13 protein-coding genes are annotated in these 15,642 nt (G+C 62.5%); 7 read left to right on the plus strand and 6 right to left on the minus strand.

Annotated elements, in window-relative coordinates:
* Positions 1–266 precede the first annotated feature (266 nt).
* Positions 267–1,205 (minus strand): LysR family transcriptional regulator, encoded by a 939-nt coding sequence (locus tag IB279_RS36590; RefSeq protein WP_060521191.1) that lies wholly within the window; start codon positions 1,203–1,205, stop codon positions 267–269.
* A gap of 95 nt (positions 1,206–1,300) precedes the next feature.
* Between IB279_RS36590 and IB279_RS36595 the strand changes: the two genes are divergently transcribed.
* From IB279_RS36595 to IB279_RS36615, 5 genes are all read left to right on the plus strand, one after another.
* A complete protein-coding gene (locus IB279_RS36595) occupies positions 1,301–1,549 on the plus strand; it encodes a hypothetical protein (protein ID WP_060529873.1) in 249 nt (82 codons plus the stop codon).
* On the plus strand, positions 1,549–2,064 hold the full coding sequence (locus IB279_RS36600; RefSeq protein ID WP_060580694.1) for an SgcJ/EcaC family oxidoreductase: 516 nt from the start codon (positions 1,549–1,551) through the stop codon (positions 2,062–2,064). The genes IB279_RS36595 and IB279_RS36600 overlap by 1 nt, the downstream gene beginning before the upstream one ends.
* The gene (locus IB279_RS36605; protein WP_060609914.1) at positions 2,057–2,530 is read left to right on the plus strand and encodes an SRPBCC family protein; all 474 of its coding nucleotides are present in this window, start codon (positions 2,057–2,059) and stop codon (positions 2,528–2,530) included. The genes IB279_RS36600 and IB279_RS36605 overlap by 8 nt, the downstream gene beginning before the upstream one ends.
* A gap of 255 nt (positions 2,531–2,785) precedes the next feature.
* Complete coding sequence (locus IB279_RS36610) at positions 2,786–3,889, plus strand: efflux RND transporter periplasmic adaptor subunit (protein ID WP_309142337.1); 1,104 nt, start codon at positions 2,786–2,788, stop codon at positions 3,887–3,889.
* 28 nt (positions 3,890–3,917) lie between these two features.
* Positions 3,918–7,070 (plus strand): efflux RND transporter permease subunit, encoded by a 3,153-nt coding sequence (locus IB279_RS36615; protein WP_060609933.1) that lies wholly within the window; start codon positions 3,918–3,920, stop codon positions 7,068–7,070.
* Positions 7,071–7,096: 26 nt separating this feature from the next.
* Here the strand turns inward: IB279_RS36615 and IB279_RS36620 are convergent, their stop codons facing one another.
* The 5 genes from IB279_RS36620 to IB279_RS36640 all read right to left on the minus strand — a co-directional run bounded on the left by IB279_RS36620 (position 7,097) and on the right by IB279_RS36640 (position 12,903).
* Positions 7,097–7,747, minus strand: a complete 651-nt coding sequence (locus IB279_RS36620; protein ID WP_113189622.1) for a glutathione S-transferase family protein — start codon at positions 7,745–7,747, stop codon at positions 7,097–7,099.
* A 517-nt stretch (positions 7,748–8,264) separates the two neighbouring features.
* Positions 8,265–9,248, minus strand: a complete 984-nt coding sequence (locus IB279_RS36625) for an ABC transporter permease (protein WP_060609909.1) — start codon at positions 9,246–9,248, stop codon at positions 8,265–8,267.
* 11 nt (positions 9,249–9,259) lie between these two features.
* Positions 9,260–10,270, minus strand: coding sequence for an ABC transporter permease (locus IB279_RS36630; RefSeq protein ID WP_034803379.1), 1,011 nt, complete (start codon positions 10,268–10,270; stop codon positions 9,260–9,262).
* A gap of 1 nt (position 10,271) precedes the next feature.
* Complete coding sequence (locus IB279_RS36635) at positions 10,272–11,774, minus strand: sugar ABC transporter ATP-binding protein (protein WP_112773347.1); 1,503 nt, start codon at positions 11,772–11,774, stop codon at positions 10,272–10,274.
* A gap of 148 nt (positions 11,775–11,922) precedes the next feature.
* Positions 11,923–12,903, minus strand: coding sequence for an ABC transporter substrate-binding protein (locus IB279_RS36640; RefSeq protein WP_034803383.1), 981 nt, complete (start codon positions 12,901–12,903; stop codon positions 11,923–11,925).
* A gap of 274 nt (positions 12,904–13,177) precedes the next feature.
* Here IB279_RS36640 and IB279_RS36645 point away from each other — a divergent pair, with 274 nt between their 5' ends.
* Both IB279_RS36645 and IB279_RS36650 read left to right on the plus strand, forming a co-directional pair.
* Positions 13,178–14,272, plus strand: a complete 1,095-nt coding sequence (locus IB279_RS36645; RefSeq protein ID WP_192341234.1) for a LacI family DNA-binding transcriptional regulator — start codon at positions 13,178–13,180, stop codon at positions 14,270–14,272.
* Between the two features lie 236 nt (positions 14,273–14,508).
* Positions 14,509–15,180, plus strand: coding sequence for an FkbM family methyltransferase (locus tag IB279_RS36650; RefSeq protein WP_192341236.1), 672 nt, complete (start codon positions 14,509–14,511; stop codon positions 15,178–15,180).
* The last annotated feature ends 462 nt before the right edge of the window (positions 15,181–15,642 follow it).

The following is a 15,642-nucleotide window of genomic DNA, read 5'->3' on the forward strand; positions in this document are numbered from 1 at the left end:
CGCCGTCGATATGAAGCAGGATGTCTGGATAGTGAGCCATGGGAAACCCTTTACTGAATGAAGTTCGCCGCTTTGAGCGCGATGCCGTAGGATCAGGTCAATGGGGAACAGGTCGCCTGGCCAGGCGGCCTTGAGATCTGGAGATGGGGACGTGGCCGCCCCGTTGCAAGGCGGCAAGCCTATTCGGGGCAAACTGAAGACGCTCCGCTCGCAGACGTCAACCCCCTGGCTGCCTTCTCGAACTCGTCTGCGTATTGCTGGCCCGATCAGGGGAGCGCCGATGTGGCCTGCGGCTGACCGCCGAAGTGGGCAATCATGAGCCTGCACAGGCTTTCCATTGCGGGTCCGCGGACCCGATCGATCCGGCGGATCGTGTAGAGGGGGAGAAGCGGGCCGGGGAGACCGTTGCGGGCCGCGAGTGGCACTTCGCAGAGCCGCCCTTCGCCAAGATCTGCCGCGACCAGCCATAGCGGCAGATGACCCCACCCGGCCCCGGCAAGAATGAGGGCGTGTTTGGTCGCAAGGTCGCTGACCCTCAGCGTTTGCTGCGAGAAGACTGCGTAGCTCACCGCCTGCGCATCGGCTGCAGGATCCGCAACGACGATCTGCAGATGGTCGGCAAGGTCGACCGTCGTCAGGCCAACGGTTCCGTCGCGGGGTGCGGCGAGGGGATGACCGCCGGCGCATACCGGAACCATGCCCGGAAAGGCTGCGACCGCCTCGCTGGCGATATGTGCGTCCGTTTCCTGTGCCGCCGTCAGGCCGAGGTCGCAGTCGCCGTCGAGCACCAGGCTCAACGCCATCGTCATCGGCGCCGTCACAAGCTCCACCCGCACGCCGGGATGGGCGCGGGTAAAATCGCTGATGACCCGTGCGATATCCGGCAGAGGAAGCAGCGGGTCGAGCGCCACGCGCAGCGCCGATTCCATGCCCTGATTGAAGCCGTTCGCCTTGGCCCGTAGCGCGTCGGCCTTTATCAGCAAGGTCCTGGCTTCTGCAAGCAAGGTCGCTCCGGCCTTCGTCAATTCGGGGCGGTGCTGGGAGCGGTCGAACAGCGGCAGGCGCAGTTCCGTTTCGAGGTTCAGGATGGCGCTGCTGAGGCCGGATTGGGCACGCCCGAGCGCGCGCGCTGCCGCCCGGAACGAACCGTGGTCGACGACGGCGACGAATACGCGCAACTGGTCGAGCGTCAAGGCATCCAGCATGATCGGCCATCCCGATCAAAGTGATCGATATTTGAGCAATTACATTGATCATTTGAATTGGGCAATGCTCCGCCCACGGGTTAAGGGAGCAGGCAATGGAACGGCCGATCATCAATCACACCTCCGACACGCGGGAGGCATGCGACTGTGATCGCATCACCGTCCGTATCTTCGCCTCTTCCGTCCCGTGCAACGTCGATGAAGCTTCTATCGCCGGCCGGCCGCCGGACGAGGCTTTCCTGCTGCTAGGGCCTGGCGTGGATCCGGTATTTCGCACCCACGTTTCCGGATCTGTCGCCCAGGCTCTAGCGGTCGGGTACCGCACCGTTGGGAGCACGCCGTGATGCCGCGCATGCGCCCCATTCCCGCAATCGGCCAAGCTCGTGGCGTATCGTCACCTGATGCCCGCGATGTCAGTGCCGTTCTCGCGCTCGTCGCCCGGGTCGAAGAGACCCAATGGCTCCGGGACGTCGACGGTTTCGTCTCGTTGCTGGCGCCACAGGCCGTGTGGACAACCGCATTCGGGCGCCAAATCGTCGGCGCGCCGGCAATCCATGCCTTCACCGCCGCCGTACTCCCGAACCTGTTTCGCGATTTTCAGGCGCTCTACGACGTCGAGCGCATCACCTTCCTGCATGCGGATGTCGTCGCGGTGAACGTGCGGCAAATTCCTGTCGATGCCGAAGGCAACCGCCGGCCGGGCGAGGACGAGGGGCGGCCGCTCTATATTCTTCGACGCCACGATGGCGCCTGGAGGATCGTTGTCGCCCAGAACACCACGCACCAGAACGAAAAGATCGCCGCCCAGCAGCGGGCGGTGGATGAAGCAACCAGCGGCGAGACCCAAGCGCATGAATGAAAGATCTGCCGGCCACGCCACCTTCGTCATTTGCCGCAGCTACGCCGCAACACCGGCGACCGTTTTCCATGCCTTTGCGGATCCCGCCACCAAACGACGCTGGTTCATCGAAGGGGAGGGGTGGACGGTCGACGAATTCACCTCGTCTTTCGAGGTCGGCGGCCGCGAGCACAGCCGCTTCCGCTTCGGAAACGGCCCGGTCATGTGCAACGACACGATCTATCTTGAGATCGTTGCGAATAAGCGCATCGTCTTCTCCTACACGATGACCGTGGCGGGAAGGCCGATTTCGGCTTCTCTCGGAACCCTCGAATTTTCCGCCGACGGCGAGGGAACGCGCCTCAACTACACCGAGCAGGCCGCCTTCCTCGATCGTCTCAACGAGCCGGGCGAACGTGAGGTTGGGTTTCGCGAATTGTTTCAGGCGCTTGCCGACGAAGTCGAGCGCGCGCCGGCCGATGCCTGACGGACGGAGGAACCGTCACCACTGAAGCGATGGCCGTCAAAACCTGATGAACGACACCCGAAGATGAACAATTTTTAATTGTTTTTCAGGGTGTTGCGCCATTGAAGCGGCCACATTTAGGCCCAGCTTCCGATAGTCGGCACCACCTATCGCCGCGTGCCGACAGCAAGGTCTGCGGAGGCGCCGATGCTCAGCCGATCAAGTGTCACGTGTCGTATCGCCGTCGTTCTTCTCGCAATCGCGGCCGTCGGGTTCGTGGTGGCGCGCAAGCCCGTGCCGAGCGAAGCGAAATTGCCAGCCAACGCGGCCGTCAGTACCAAGCGTGGCGCCGTGTCCGTGCAGACGGCGACAGTGACGCTTAAAGATGTTCCCGTTGTCGTCCATGCCCTGGGCAACGTGCAGGCCCCCGATACCGTGGAAGTGGGCGCGCGCATTGCGAGCCAGATCACGGCCATCCACATCAAGGACGGGCAGATGGTCAAGGCGGGCGACCTGCTGTTCACGCTCGACGACCGCACGATAAAGGCCGGGCTTGCCCGTGACCAGGCGATCGTCGCCAAGGATACCGCGCAGCTTGCCGACGCCAACACGGAACTCGAGCGTGCCAAAACCTTGCGCGACGACAAGACCGGCACCCAGCAAAGCTATGACACCGCTCTCTCGCTTCAGCAGGCGGCGCAGGGGACCCTGGATGCCGATCGCGCCACCGTGGATGCCGATCAGGTCGCGCTGAGCCTGACCGAGATCACCGCGCCGATCGGTGGACGCCTGGGCGCCGTGCAGGCCGCGCTCGGAGATCTTGTCGGCCAATCGGGCGCGACATCGAACAATCTGGTGACGATCACGGCGATCGACCCGATCGACGTTACGTTCCGCCTGCCGGAAGAGCGCTTGCAGACGTTCAAGGATCTGATTGATCGCGGGACGCCTCCACCGGTTCGTGCCAGGTCGAGCGGCACGCAAACAGTGATCGGCGAAGGCGTACTCGATTTCATCGATTCTGCCGTCGATACCGCATCCGGCACCATCGCCATGCGCGCGACCTTCCCCAATACCGCTCAGAAGCTCTGGCCGGGCCAGTTCGTGGATGTCGATATCGATCAGGCGCAACTGCATCAGGCGCCTGTTATCCCGAGCGTTGCGGTCCAGCCCGGGCAGGACGGCCCGTTCGTCTTTGATGTGAAGGATGACAACACGGTCGAGACCCGCGCCGTGTCCGTGCTGGCCGACGACGGCAAGGAGGCCGCCATCGGCACGGGCCTTGCCGCCGGTGACCGGGTCATCATCGAAGGACAGGCGCGGCTGAAGTCGGGTGATGTCGTTGTCGCTGCAGGCGCGGCCGATCTGACCGCGGATTAGGATTTGCCATCATTCGGGAGTGCGTGAAATGCCGCTGTCCGAGTTCAGTATCCGCCGCCCGATCGCGACCATATTGTTATCGGTCGCGCTCATCCTGGCAGGCGTTTTCAGCTATCTCGTCCTGCCGATAGCCGCGCTTCCGCGAACGGATTTCCCGGTCATCAACGTTTCTGCCTCGTTGCCCGGCGCCTCGCCCGAGACCATGTCGACGTCGGTCGCCATTCCACTGATCAAGCAGTTCGCCACCATCGCCGGGATCGACACGATCTCGACGACGAATGCACTCGGCTCGACCTCGATTTCAATCGAGTTCGTGCTCGGGCGCAACATCGATGCCGCCGCCGCCGACGTGCAGGCAGCCATCACCAGGACGCTCAGGCTGCTGCCACAGGACATGCCGGCGCCGCCAAGTTACCGGAAGGTCAACCCGGCGGATGCACCGGTTTTGCTCCTGGCGCTGAAGAGCAGCACCGTGCCGCTCACCACCCTCGACGCCATCGCGCAGCAGGTGATTTCGCCGACGCTTTCGGTGCTCGACGGGGTGGCGGAAGTGTCCATCTTCGGCAGCCAGCAATATGCCGTGCGCATTCAGATGCATCCTGACGCGCTTGCCGCGCGCGGCATTTCCGTCGACCAGTTGAGGACGGCGGTTGCGGCGGCGAACGACAATTCGCCTCTCGGCACCGCGCAGACCAGCGATCGTCAGGCGGCGATCGTTGCGAACACGCAGCGCATGAATGCCGCCAGTTTCGCGGATATCATCGTCAAAAGCGTCGACGGCAAGCCCGTGCGGCTCGGTGACGTCGCGACGGTGATCGATTCCGTTGCCAACAACCAGACGGCAAGCTGGCACGACGGTTCGCGGGCGATCATCCTGGCCATCCAGCGGCAGCCGGATGCAAATACTGTTGAAGTCGTCGACCGGGTGCAGGCGCTTCTGCCGTCGCTTCGCCAGTCGCTTCCGGCCGCAGCCTCGATCGAAACGCTCAGCGACCGGTCCAAGTCGATCCGCGGGGCGGTGCACGACGTCCAGTTCACCCTGATCCTCACCGTCGGCCTCGTGATCCTCGTCATCTTCGCCTTCGTTCGCCGCCTCTGGGCGACGCTTATTCCGGCGCTTGCCGTTCCGATCTCGATCATCGCCACCTTCGCGGCGATGTATCCACTTGGCTTTTCGATCGACAATATCTCGCTGATGGCGCTCACGCTTTCCGTCGGGCTGGTGGTGGATGACGCCATCGTCATGCTGGAAAATATCGTGCGGCACATGGAAGAGGACGGCATCGATGCCTTCTCGGCGGCGCTCATCGGTTCGCGTGAGATCGGCTTTACGATCATCGCGATTTCGCTTTCGCTCGTCGCGGTCTTCATTCCCGTCTTGCTGATGGGCGGCGTGATCGGCCGCATTCTCAACGAATTTGCGATCGTCGTCACCGTTGCCATCCTCGCCTCCGCCTTCGTTTCGCTCACCCTGACGCCGATGCTGGCGGCCCGGCTTCCAGCAAGGACAGACCGTGAAGAGAAGGCGCGCTGGCTCCAGCGGCTGGATCTTGCCTTCGAGCGAGGCTTCGACGGGCTGCTGCGCGCCTATGATCGGCTGCTATCGCTCTGCATGAAGGCGCGCGCGCTGGTGTTTCTGCTTTTCCTGTTTACCGTCGTGATCACGGGCTACCAGATCGCCACGATCCCGAAGGGGTTCTTCCCGCAGGAGGACATCGGCCAGTTGCAGGTTACGACCCAAGCACGCCAGGACATTTCCTTCGCCGCCATGTCGAAGCTCCAGTCCAATGTGGAGGCGGTGTTTGCCAGTTCGCCCTACGTGGCCCATGTGGCAAGCACGATCGGCTCGGGCGGCGCGTCGAGCGCTCTCAACTCCGGTCGGCTTTTCGTCGAGCTAAAGCCCAAGACCGAGCGTCCGCCTCTTGAAACCGTCCTTGCGGATTTGCGCCGGAAGCTGGCGGCGATCCCCGGTATCCAGGCCTTCATGTCGCCGGTCCAGAACCTCTCGGTCGGATCGCGCGCGTCGGCCAGCCAGTACCAGCTGGTGCTCCAGAGCCTCGATCAGCCGTTGATGAACGAATGGGCGCAGAAGCTCCATGATGCGATGAGCGCGGATCGGACCTTCTTTACCGACGTCAACAGCGACCTTCAGATCAACGCTCCACAAACACGCCTCGTGGTCGACCTCGACAAGGCGGCAACGCTCGGGGTCAACGCGAGCGAACTGCGCACCACGCTCTATGGCAGTTTCGGTACCGAGCAGATCTCGACGATCTACACGGCGGGCGACAGCTACGAAGTGATCCTGGAACTCGATCCCTCGATGCAATGGTCAGCCGACAAGTTCGACGAACTGCGTGTCGGCAGTGCCAATGGCGGCCTTGTTCCGCTCGGGGCCTTCGCCCGGGTCGAGACCGTATCCGGACCGCTCACCATCAACCAGCTCGGCCAGCTGCCAGCGGTCACGCTTTCCTTCAACCTGCCGGCCAAGGTCGCCCTCGGTGACGCCCTTGCGGAGATCGACCGCCTCAAGGCAGAAGTCGGCATGCCGTCTGAGGTGACGACCCGCAATTACGGCACCACGCAGTTGTTCGAAGACGCCGCCGCCAACCAGGGTCTGCTGGTGCTGGCGGCGATCGTCACGATCTACCTCGTGCTAGGTATTCTCTATGAAAGCTTGATCCATCCATTGACCGTGCTTTCCGGTCTGCCGTCAGCCATATCCGGGGCGTTGCTTGCCATCCATTTCGGCGGTTTCGACCTCTCGATCATCGCTATTGTCGGCGTGCTAATGCTGATCGGTATCGTCAAGAAGAACGCCATCATGATGATCGACGTTGCGCTGACGCTGCAGCGCGCCGGTTCGCCGGCCGCCGAGGCCATCCATAAGGCTTGTGTCATGCGCTTCCGCCCCATCATGATGACCTCGGTTGCTGCGATCATGAGTACGCTGCCGATCGCGATCGGCAGCGGCGCCAGCGCAGAACTGCGTCAGCCGCTTGGGGTCGCCGTCGTCGGCGGCCTGCTGGTGTCGCAGCTTGTGACCCTCTTCGTGACCCCGGTCATCTATCTGTACATGGAAGATTTCATGCGGGTCGCTTCCCGCCTGGTTCGCCAGGGGCTGCAGATCACCAGGGGCGAACGACCGACTGCGGTCGACGATCAGCCGGGACACGGATAGCCCGACGTTCCGGGATCACGCTACCCTCAGGCGGATGAGGCGGATGTGAAGACCGCAAGCTGCGCATCGAAGGCGCGCTTGTAGGCCGGCCGCGCCTTGCCGCGCGCGACGTAGGCGGAGAGGTTGGGATACGCGTCGAGCAAGCCTGAGTTTTCCAGCCTGCGCAGCACCGTCACCATCAGCAGGTCGCCGGCACTGAAGGCGCCATCGAGCCAGTCGGCCTCCGCGAGCCGCCTGGACAATTGGGCGAGCCGAACTCGGAGACGATCTTCGAGCATCAGCAGGCGCTCCTGATACCAGTCCTTTTCCCGCTCCACGTAGGTGGTCGCTTCACGCTCGAGGATCGGCGGCTCCACGGTGTTAAGCGAGGCAAACATCCAAGTGATCGCCCGTGCGCGGGCATCGGCGTCACTTGGAAGCAGGCCGGCATGACGCTCCGCGACATGAAACACGATGGCACCGGTTTCGAACAGGGCAAGGTCGCCGTCCTGATAGGTAGGGATCTGCCCGAACGGCTGAAGCGCGATGTGCGCAGGTTCCTTCATCGTCTTGAAGGTAACGAGGCGAACCTCGTAGGGCTGCCCCACTTCTTCGAGCGCCCAGCGAACGCGCATGTCGCGTGCGAGACCTCGGCCGCGATCGGGCGATTTTTCAAAGGCGGTAATCGTGATCGTCATCTTATCCTCCACGGTTTGCCTGTCCTGAAGACGATTGGCCAAGCGGGATGCCGACATTCATTTTCGCCGCTCGGCGCCGGAAGCGGAAACCGCGATGATGCTGGCAGATAAAGTGATCTCTTCCTCGGTCGGAGAACAGCCGGCTCGCTTCAAAAAGACGTACTGCTCGTCGAGACTAGCCCGAATGGACAGCTTGCTCCAACAGCCGTGGCGAAGTATAAAAGTGTCATAAACGTTATTGTCGAGCGCAATGGAAGTTGATGCCGGCAATTGCGTATCGCTTTCGCCTTTTGACCATGGATGTACTGGCAGAAGCCTTGAGAGCGAAAAAGAAAAGAAGGCCGGAGCCAGCGCGCTCCGGCCTTTTTTGCTGTCTGCTTATCGCTGCGATACGTGACCGATTGGCGCGCCTGCGTCCTTTACAGTCACGCATTGTTCCTGCTTCACGAGGGCTAATCCAGGGGTAGGTTTCCCCGTTTCGTCCTGTGGATTTCGCGCCCCATTCGCGGCGGAGAGTCTAAGCGCTGCGATGCCGTGCCATCAGCTTTGCCTGAAGCACCACCACGACGAGCAGGAAGGCGCCGCGAATGACGGACTGCCAGTAGGCGGAAAGCGAGATCCAGCCGAGGCCGTTTTCGAAGTTCAAGATGTTGAAGACCATGGCAAGCAGCAACGCGCCGGCAAGCGTCGCACCAACTGAGCCGGAGCCGCCGGTTAACAGCGTACCGCCGACGACGACGGAAGCGATCGCGAAGAGTTCCCAGCCCACGCCTTCCGTCGGTTGCCCCGCGCCGAACTGGGAGGCGAGGATGACGCCGGCAAGACCGGCGAGCGTGCCCGAGGCGAGATAGACGCCGGCAAGCGCGCGCTCCACCTTCAGGCCCATCAGGCCAGCCGTCGCCTCGCCGTCACCGATCGCCAGGATATGCCGTCCGATCGGGAGCTTTTGCAGCACGAGCCAGCCGAACACATAGGCCGCAAGCGCGATCCAGGCGGGAATGGGGAACCCCAGGAAATCGTCCTGCCCGATCACCGTGAAACCGGTGTCATAGGAGACGGAGACAGACTGGTTGTCCGCTAACAAAAGGCCGGTGCCATAGGCGGCGAGCATCGTCGCGAGTGTGGCGATGAAGGGCTGGATCCGCATCTTCGTAATGATGAAGCCATTGAGCGCGCCGACGGCAAGGCCTGCCGCCATGCCGCCCGCAAGCCCCGCCGCCCAATGATAGGGGGATAACAGGGCTGCCACCACGCTTGCCATCGCCGCCGTGCCGCCGACCGACAGGTCGATGCCGCCGGTGATGATGACAAAGGCCATGCCGAGCGCGATCAGCGCGAACATCGAGTTGTAGCGCAGGAAGCTCAGGATGTTATAGGGCGACAGGAAGTTTTCATAGCGCAGCGCCCCGAAGAGGATGAGACCGGCAAGCGCCAGGATGACGCCGAGCCGGGCAAGGTCGCCGGAGTTCTTGACCAGGAAGAGGCGGAGGATCGGTTGCATCGTGGTTGCCTCTAATGTTTGCTGGCGCGCTGCTGGATGAAGACGGCGGTGACAATCAGCCCGGCCTTGACGATGAGCGCTGCCGCATCCGGAACGCCATTGGCAAGCAGCGTGTAACGCACCAGCTGGATCACGAGCGCGCCGAGTACCGTGCCGACGATATTGGCCCGTCCGCCCGTCAGTAGCGTCCCGCCGACAGCAACCGCGGCGATCGCATCGAGCTCCATGCCGAGGCCGACAAGGTTGGCATCGCTTGCAGAGTTGCGGGCAACGACGATGAGACCGGCCACACCGGCAAGCGCGCCGCTTATCATGTAGACGAAGAGCTTGACCCGTTTCACCGGTATGCCGGTCAGGCGGGCGGCCTTCTCGTTGCCACCGACGGCGATGATCTGTCGGCCGATGACGGTGTAGCGGATCATCGCGAAAGCCGCTGCGACGATGACGATCATCAGCAGGACCTGGGCCGGAACGCCGGCGATGCGACCGAGTGCGATGAACTGGAAGCCTTCATTCTTGAAGACCTGCAGGTTGCCGTTGGTCATCACCTGGGCGATGCCACGGCCGGCGATGAACAGCACAAGCGTGGCGATGATCGGCTGGATCGAAAAGCGGGTGACGAGGAAACCGTTGAAGAGGCCGAAGAGGGCAGCGGCGGCGATCGGCAAGAGGAAGGCAAGAGCCACCGCGAGCGCCATGTTTTCCACCGGCCAGAACTGGCCCATGAAGATCATCGGCGCCAGTGCACCGGCAATTGCCATCAACGAACCGACGGAGAGGTCGATGCCGCCGGTGGCAATAACGAGCGTCATTCCGGTCGCGACGATGACGATTGTCGCAACCTGGGTGAGGTTCACGTTCAACGTCTGCAAGGACAGGAAGTTCGGCGTGACGGCGACGTTGAAGAGGATCAGCGCCAGGAAGGCGACGAAGGTGCCGTAGCGGCTGGCGAGCGTCAAAAGCCTGTTTCCGGACGAAAGGGTTCCCGACGGCTGCGGGGCAGGGGTCTCGATCGTCGTCATGTCATTCTTCCTGGTGGACTTCCTGGTGGGCCATGGCGGCAAGCAGCGCCGTCTCGCTCAAGTCCTTGCGCGACAGCGTCGCGACGGAAGTACCGTCGCTCAGGACCGTCACGCGGTCGGCGGCGGCAAGCAGTTCTTCGAGTTCAGACGAAATCATCAGCACGCTCAAACCCTCGTCGGCGAGACTGCGCAGGAGTTTGAGGATTTCCGATTTGGCGCCGATGTCGATGCCGCGCGTCGGCTCATCTACGATGAGGACCCGCGGGTCTGTGGCAAGCCAGCGGGCGAGCAGCACCTTCTGTTGGTTGCCGCCGGAAAGCTCCTTGATCGGCTGATCGGGGGAGGCACATTTGACGCCAAGCGCCCGGATGTAGCGGCTGACGATCTCATCCTGGCGCGCGCGGTCGACGATACCGGCTTTCTTCAGCTTTGGCAGCAAGGCGAGCGTCATGTTTTCGCGGATGCTCATGTCGGGCACGATGCCATCGATCTTCCGGTCCTCGGACACGAGGCCGATCCCATCAGCGATCGCATCCGCCGGTTCGCGATAGCTGCGTCCCTGTCCCTCCATGCGGATCGTGCCGCGCTCCATCCTATCGGCGCCGAAGATCAAGCGCGCCGTTTCGGTGCGGCCGGAGCCGAGCAGTCCGGCAAGGCCGGAGATCTCGCCCTCTCGCACAGCAAGGCTGACGTCGCGCACGCGCACGCCGGCGCCCGCCTTGTCGAGTTCGAGGCGGACGGGCCGCACCGGCGCGTCCTTCTCCGGTGCCATGGCCTGAAAGGCGGCAAGCTCCTTGCCGAGCATGTGGCGCACCAGCGCCATTTTCGGCATGTCCGCCATCGGGCTTTTGGCGACCGTCTGACCATCGCGCATGATCGTCACGCGGTCGCAGATCTCATAGAGTTCGTCGAGCCGGTGGCCGATGAAGATGACGGCGACGCCGGAGCGTTTCAGCGTGCGGATCGTATCGAAGAGGATGGCGACCTCGCGCTCGTCGAGCGAGGAGGTCGGTTCGTCCATGATGACGAGCCGGGCGCTCTGCGTCACCGCGCGGGCGATCGCCACCATCTGCCGTGTCGCCGCATCGAAATGCGCGACGGGACGGTCGACGTCGATCGTCAGGTTGAAGGTTTTGAGCACCGCTTCGGCCCCGCGCCGCATGGCGGAATAATCGATCATGCCGAACCGCTTCGGCTCGCGGGAGAGGTAGATGTTCTCCGCCACGGAGCGCTGCGGGGCGAGATTGATTTCCTGGTAGATCGTCGCGATCCCGGCGGCCTGCGCCTCAGCCGGCATCGAGAAATCGACATCCCGACCGTCGTAGGCGATGCTGCCTTCGTCCCGGCGATAGACGCCGGTCAGGATCTTGATGAGCGTCGACTTGCCGGCGCCGTTCTGGCCGACAAGCGCCATGACCTCCGCCGGTTCGACCTCGAGCGAGGCGGATTTCAGTGCCGGCACGCCGGCGAACGCTTTGGAAATGCCCTGCATGGACAGAAGCATGGGTCTCCTCCCTATCTTCGCCATCCGCCGCCCCATTTGGGGGTGGGCGTCATCAGCCTACACTTGAACGGGCTGAAGGTCATGCTGCCGTCAAAAAGACGGCCGAGACGGTTGCGCCGTCCCGGCCGTGGAGGCTCGGGAGATTGGATCAATAGGCGTTGGCGAGTTCGGCGGCCGCGTTGGAGGCGTCGTAGAACTTGTCGTCGTTGATGATCATCGGGTCGATCTTTTCGCCCTTGGCGTAGCGCATCATCGTCTCAAACGCCTTCGGCCCGAAGCGCGGGTTGCACTCGACGACTGCTGCGATCTTGCCGTCGACAACCGCCTGCACGGCTTCCTTGCCGCCGTCGATCGACAGCACCAGGACGTCCTTGCCCGGCACCTTGCCGGCCGCTTCGAGTGCCGCGATCGCGCCGATCGCCATTTCGTCGTTGTGGGCGTAGATCACGTCCGCATCAGGATGGGCCTGGAGCAGGGCTTCTGCCACCTGGCGGCCTTTGTCACGGGCGAAATCGCCGGTCTGCGAGGCGACGATCTCGAAACCGCCGGCCGCCTTGATCGCCTCGTCAAAGCCCTTCTTGCGGTCGTTGGCGGGCGAGGACCCGGTCGTGCCTTCGAGTTCGATGATCTTCGACTTGCCGTTGGCGTTCTTTGCCAGCCATTCGGCAACGCGCTTGCCTTCTTCGACGAAGTTCGAGCCGATGAAGGTTAGATAATCCTCGCCGGCCTTGGCCAACGACGGATCGACCGAGCGATCGAGCAGGATCACTGGAATACCCGCCTTTTTCGCGGCCATGACGGCGGGGATCAGCGGCTTTTCTTCGCGCGGCGCGAGAAAGATCACATCGACGCCTTGAGCGATCATCGAGTTGACGTCGGCGACCTGCTTGGCGGCGGAACCGGCGGCATCCGTATAGACGAGCTGGAAGCCGAGCTTTTCCGCTTCGGCCTTCATGCTGTTCGTCTGGGCGATGCGCCAGGGATTGTTGGATTCGGTCTGCGCGAAGCCGACCTTGTATTTGTCCTTCTGCTCGAGCTTCGGCACTTCGGCGATCGCGACACCCGCAAGGGCGAGCGCGCCGACGGCCGTTGCCGCCAGCATGAAGGTACGACGGGAAATCGTGGTCATAATCGGGTTCTCCTCCCAGATTGGCCGGTGCTCCTCTACCGGACGTGAGCGTTTTTGCGCTTCACATCTCCAAATCTTGCGCTAATAATATTAGCAGTCAAGGCCAAAATTTATGAGCACTTGCAAAAGCCCGCGTGCGGTGCAATGCACGCTCAACTGCATGTTTCCTTTAGTCGTCTCCGATTGAAGGGGAAAAACATGCAGAAATTCAAAGTGCTACAGCGACCTTTGCACGTCTCCTAGACGCGCGGTGCTGTAGGGTAGGGGAGCACACATGGCCAAGGGAAACGGGCGAAATCTGGAGAAAAAGGGGGAAGGACGCCCAACCATGACGGATGTCGCCAGGATAGCCGGCGTTTCCCAGTCAAGCGTTTCCCTGGTGCTCAACGAGATGTCGGGCTCGCGCATCTCGCCCGAAACGCAGCAGAAGGTGCGCGAGGCTGCTCATAAAATCGGTTATAAACTGCCAGCGACCCGAGGTCCGGTTGCAGCGGCGCCGGCGGTAGAGAAGGACACAATCGCCTTCATCGTCGATGAAATCTCCACCAGCCCGCACCCGGTCGTCAGCCTCGACGGCATTCGCGATTATGCTTTCGAGCAAGGCATGCTGGTCTCGGCGCATGTCACCCGATCGAACCCGGAACTCGAGGAAGCGGTTCTGCGGTCGGTCCTGCGCGACCCCTCCATCGCCGGCGTCATTTACGCGACGATCTTCACCCGCAAGGTTGCCGTTCCCGGGGCGTTGGCGCCGCTGCCGACCGTGCTTCTCAATTGTTACTGCGAGCCGCGCCAGCATGTGGCGATCGTGCCGGGGGAGGTCGCCGGCGGTTTCGCCGCCACAGCGCATCTGACGGCGCTCGGCCACAAGCGCATCGGCTTCATCAACGGCGAGTGCTGGATGGACGCCGCCATGGATAGGCTAAAAGGCTACAAGCAGGCGCTTGCCTCAGCCGACATCGCCTTCGACGAAACGCTTGTGCGCGATGGCGACTGGCTGCCGCTCCGCGGCTACGAGGCCGGGCTGGACCTGCTCTCCATGCCCAACCCGCCGACAGCCATTTTCTGCGGCAATGACCTGATGGCGATCGGCGTCATGGAGGCGGCCCAGGAAATGGGCTTGCGGGTGCCCACCGATCTCTCGGTGATGGGCTATGACGACCAGGAACTGGCGCGCTACACCCATCCGCCGCTCTCGACCCTCGTGCTGCCGAACTATGAAATGGGCCAGAAGGCGGCCGAACTTCTGATCGACATGGCGATCCACGGAAAACACATGCGGCCGATGACAATAAAAGTCGACGGACCGCTGGTGGTTCGCGATACCACCGCTCTCCTGTCCGCAGCCAGAGCTTCAAAGAACGCTCGATAAACGCCGCCAGCAGCGCTCCCTCCCTTGCCCCGCCGCGGCGCGCGCGAGGCCGGGACGCCGACGCCGGTAATCTAGATACTTCGGATCCCTTGCTCAACGTGTGTCATCAGCACGACCGCCATAAAAACGCTCGTTTGTACACAACGGTTACGTGTGTTATCCGGCCGCCGTGATTTTCGGCGGTCCGTGAGCCTGCGTCCAGCAGACTGCAATCGCGGTATTGGGATTGGTTATTGATGTTTGAGAAGGAAGCCTACTGGGTTTCGTGGTTGCGCCGGCATCTCTATCGAAAGCGCAGGAGCAAGCAGGGAGATGCCTTCAAGGGTGCCCTGCTGAAAATGCGAACGGCCGTGCGCAGACTGCCAAGGGGTGCACTGGTGCTTGATTGCGGCGCCAACGTGGGTGACGTCAGCGGCTATTTCCTGGCCAAGGGAATGAAGGTAATCGCGTTTGAGCCGGACCCGACTGCACTTGCGGTCCTCAAAGCGCGCTTCCCGAACGAGCCGCGACTGGTCATCGAGCAGAAGGCTGTCGGGGCCGCCGCCGGCTTTGCGCCATTCTATCAGACCGAGGCGCTTGCCGATGGCAACATCAAGGAGACGATTGCCTCCTCCTTGATGCGTCGCGACGTTCACACGACGGCACCCGTTGCTCAGGTGGAGATCGCCAACCTGGCTGAATACATTCGTGGTTTGCCGGAGCGCGTGCGCATCCTCAAACTCGACATTGAAGGTTACGAGGCTGAAGTCCTCGAAGCCCTACTCGCGGAACGCCTCGAGCGTCAGATCGACTTGATCCTGGTCGAAACCCATGAATTCTTCTCGGAAGAGCTAGCCGCTCGGATCGGTGCGCTGCGCTTGCGGATCGAACGGGAGAAGATCACGAATGTCTGCCTGGATTGGCACTAGAGCAGGCGGATCGTCGCTCTCACCTGGTTGCGCTTGGGTACTTGGTGGCGATCTTGCAACATCCATGGCAACCAGGAGGCAGGTGCTTCCGGTCGAAGTCCCGCGCGAACGTCGAGTCTTGGTTTGAGGGGCGAAGCCGGGGGCTCGCTTCTCGTCGTCAGTCGCGCACCAACTAAGGCGCGCCGGAATGCTCCGCGCAGGTAGGTACATGGTCGCGCTCGGCCGGCGCGTCGAAGGGGCACGGCTTTGACCAGTGAGTCGAGAGGCGAGACTGTCGCATCTCTAACTGGCCCAACTGTCGCACTTCAAATTAGAATGTACCCGGCTACAAGTTCTGTGGCAGCCAAGTTGAACTGTCCACGTTGGCGCAAAGTAGAAATGTCACTTTGGGCGCGTCGCCAGCCATTTAGACATGCGACACTCGACATCTCCGCTGGCGCTGAGGCAAGCCCCCGACCGGAC

Origin of the sequence: Ensifer sp. ENS06 (genome assembly GCF_014852205.1) — a bacterium.
In the GTDB taxonomy this organism is placed as follows: domain Bacteria; phylum Pseudomonadota; class Alphaproteobacteria; order Rhizobiales; family Rhizobiaceae; genus Ensifer; species Ensifer adhaerens.

Bases quoted from the DNA above. Each gene is read 5' to 3' on its own strand.
- IB279_RS36590 (WP_060521191.1), bottom strand. From the start codon at position 1,205: ATGCTGGATGCCTTGACGCTCGACCAGTTGCGCGTATTCGTCGCCGTC.
- IB279_RS36595 (WP_060529873.1), top strand. From the start codon at position 1,301: ATGGAACGGCCGATCATCAATCACACCTCCGACACGCGGGAGGCATGC.
- IB279_RS36600 (WP_060580694.1), top strand. From the start codon at position 1,549: ATGCCGCGCATGCGCCCCATTCCCGCAATCGGCCAAGCTCGTGGCGTA.
- IB279_RS36605 (WP_060609914.1), top strand. From the start codon at position 2,057: ATGAATGAAAGATCTGCCGGCCACGCCACCTTCGTCATTTGCCGCAGC.
- IB279_RS36615 (WP_060609933.1), top strand. From the start codon at position 3,918: ATGCCGCTGTCCGAGTTCAGTATCCGCCGCCCGATCGCGACCATATTG.
- IB279_RS36620 (WP_113189622.1), bottom strand. From the start codon at position 7,747: ATGACGATCACGATTACCGCCTTTGAAAAATCGCCCGATCGCGGCCGA.
- IB279_RS36625 (WP_060609909.1), bottom strand. From the start codon at position 9,248: ATGCAACCGATCCTCCGCCTCTTCCTGGTCAAGAACTCCGGCGACCTT.
- IB279_RS36630 (WP_034803379.1), bottom strand. From the start codon at position 10,270: ATGACGACGATCGAGACCCCTGCCCCGCAGCCGTCGGGAACCCTTTCG.
- IB279_RS36635 (WP_112773347.1), bottom strand. From the start codon at position 11,774: ATGCTTCTGTCCATGCAGGGCATTTCCAAAGCGTTCGCCGGCGTGCCG.
- IB279_RS36640 (WP_034803383.1), bottom strand. From the start codon at position 12,903: ATGACCACGATTTCCCGTCGTACCTTCATGCTGGCGGCAACGGCCGTC.
- IB279_RS36645 (WP_192341234.1), top strand. From the start codon at position 13,178: ATGGCCAAGGGAAACGGGCGAAATCTGGAGAAAAAGGGGGAAGGACGC.
- IB279_RS36650 (WP_192341236.1), top strand. From the start codon at position 14,509: ATGTTTGAGAAGGAAGCCTACTGGGTTTCGTGGTTGCGCCGGCATCTC.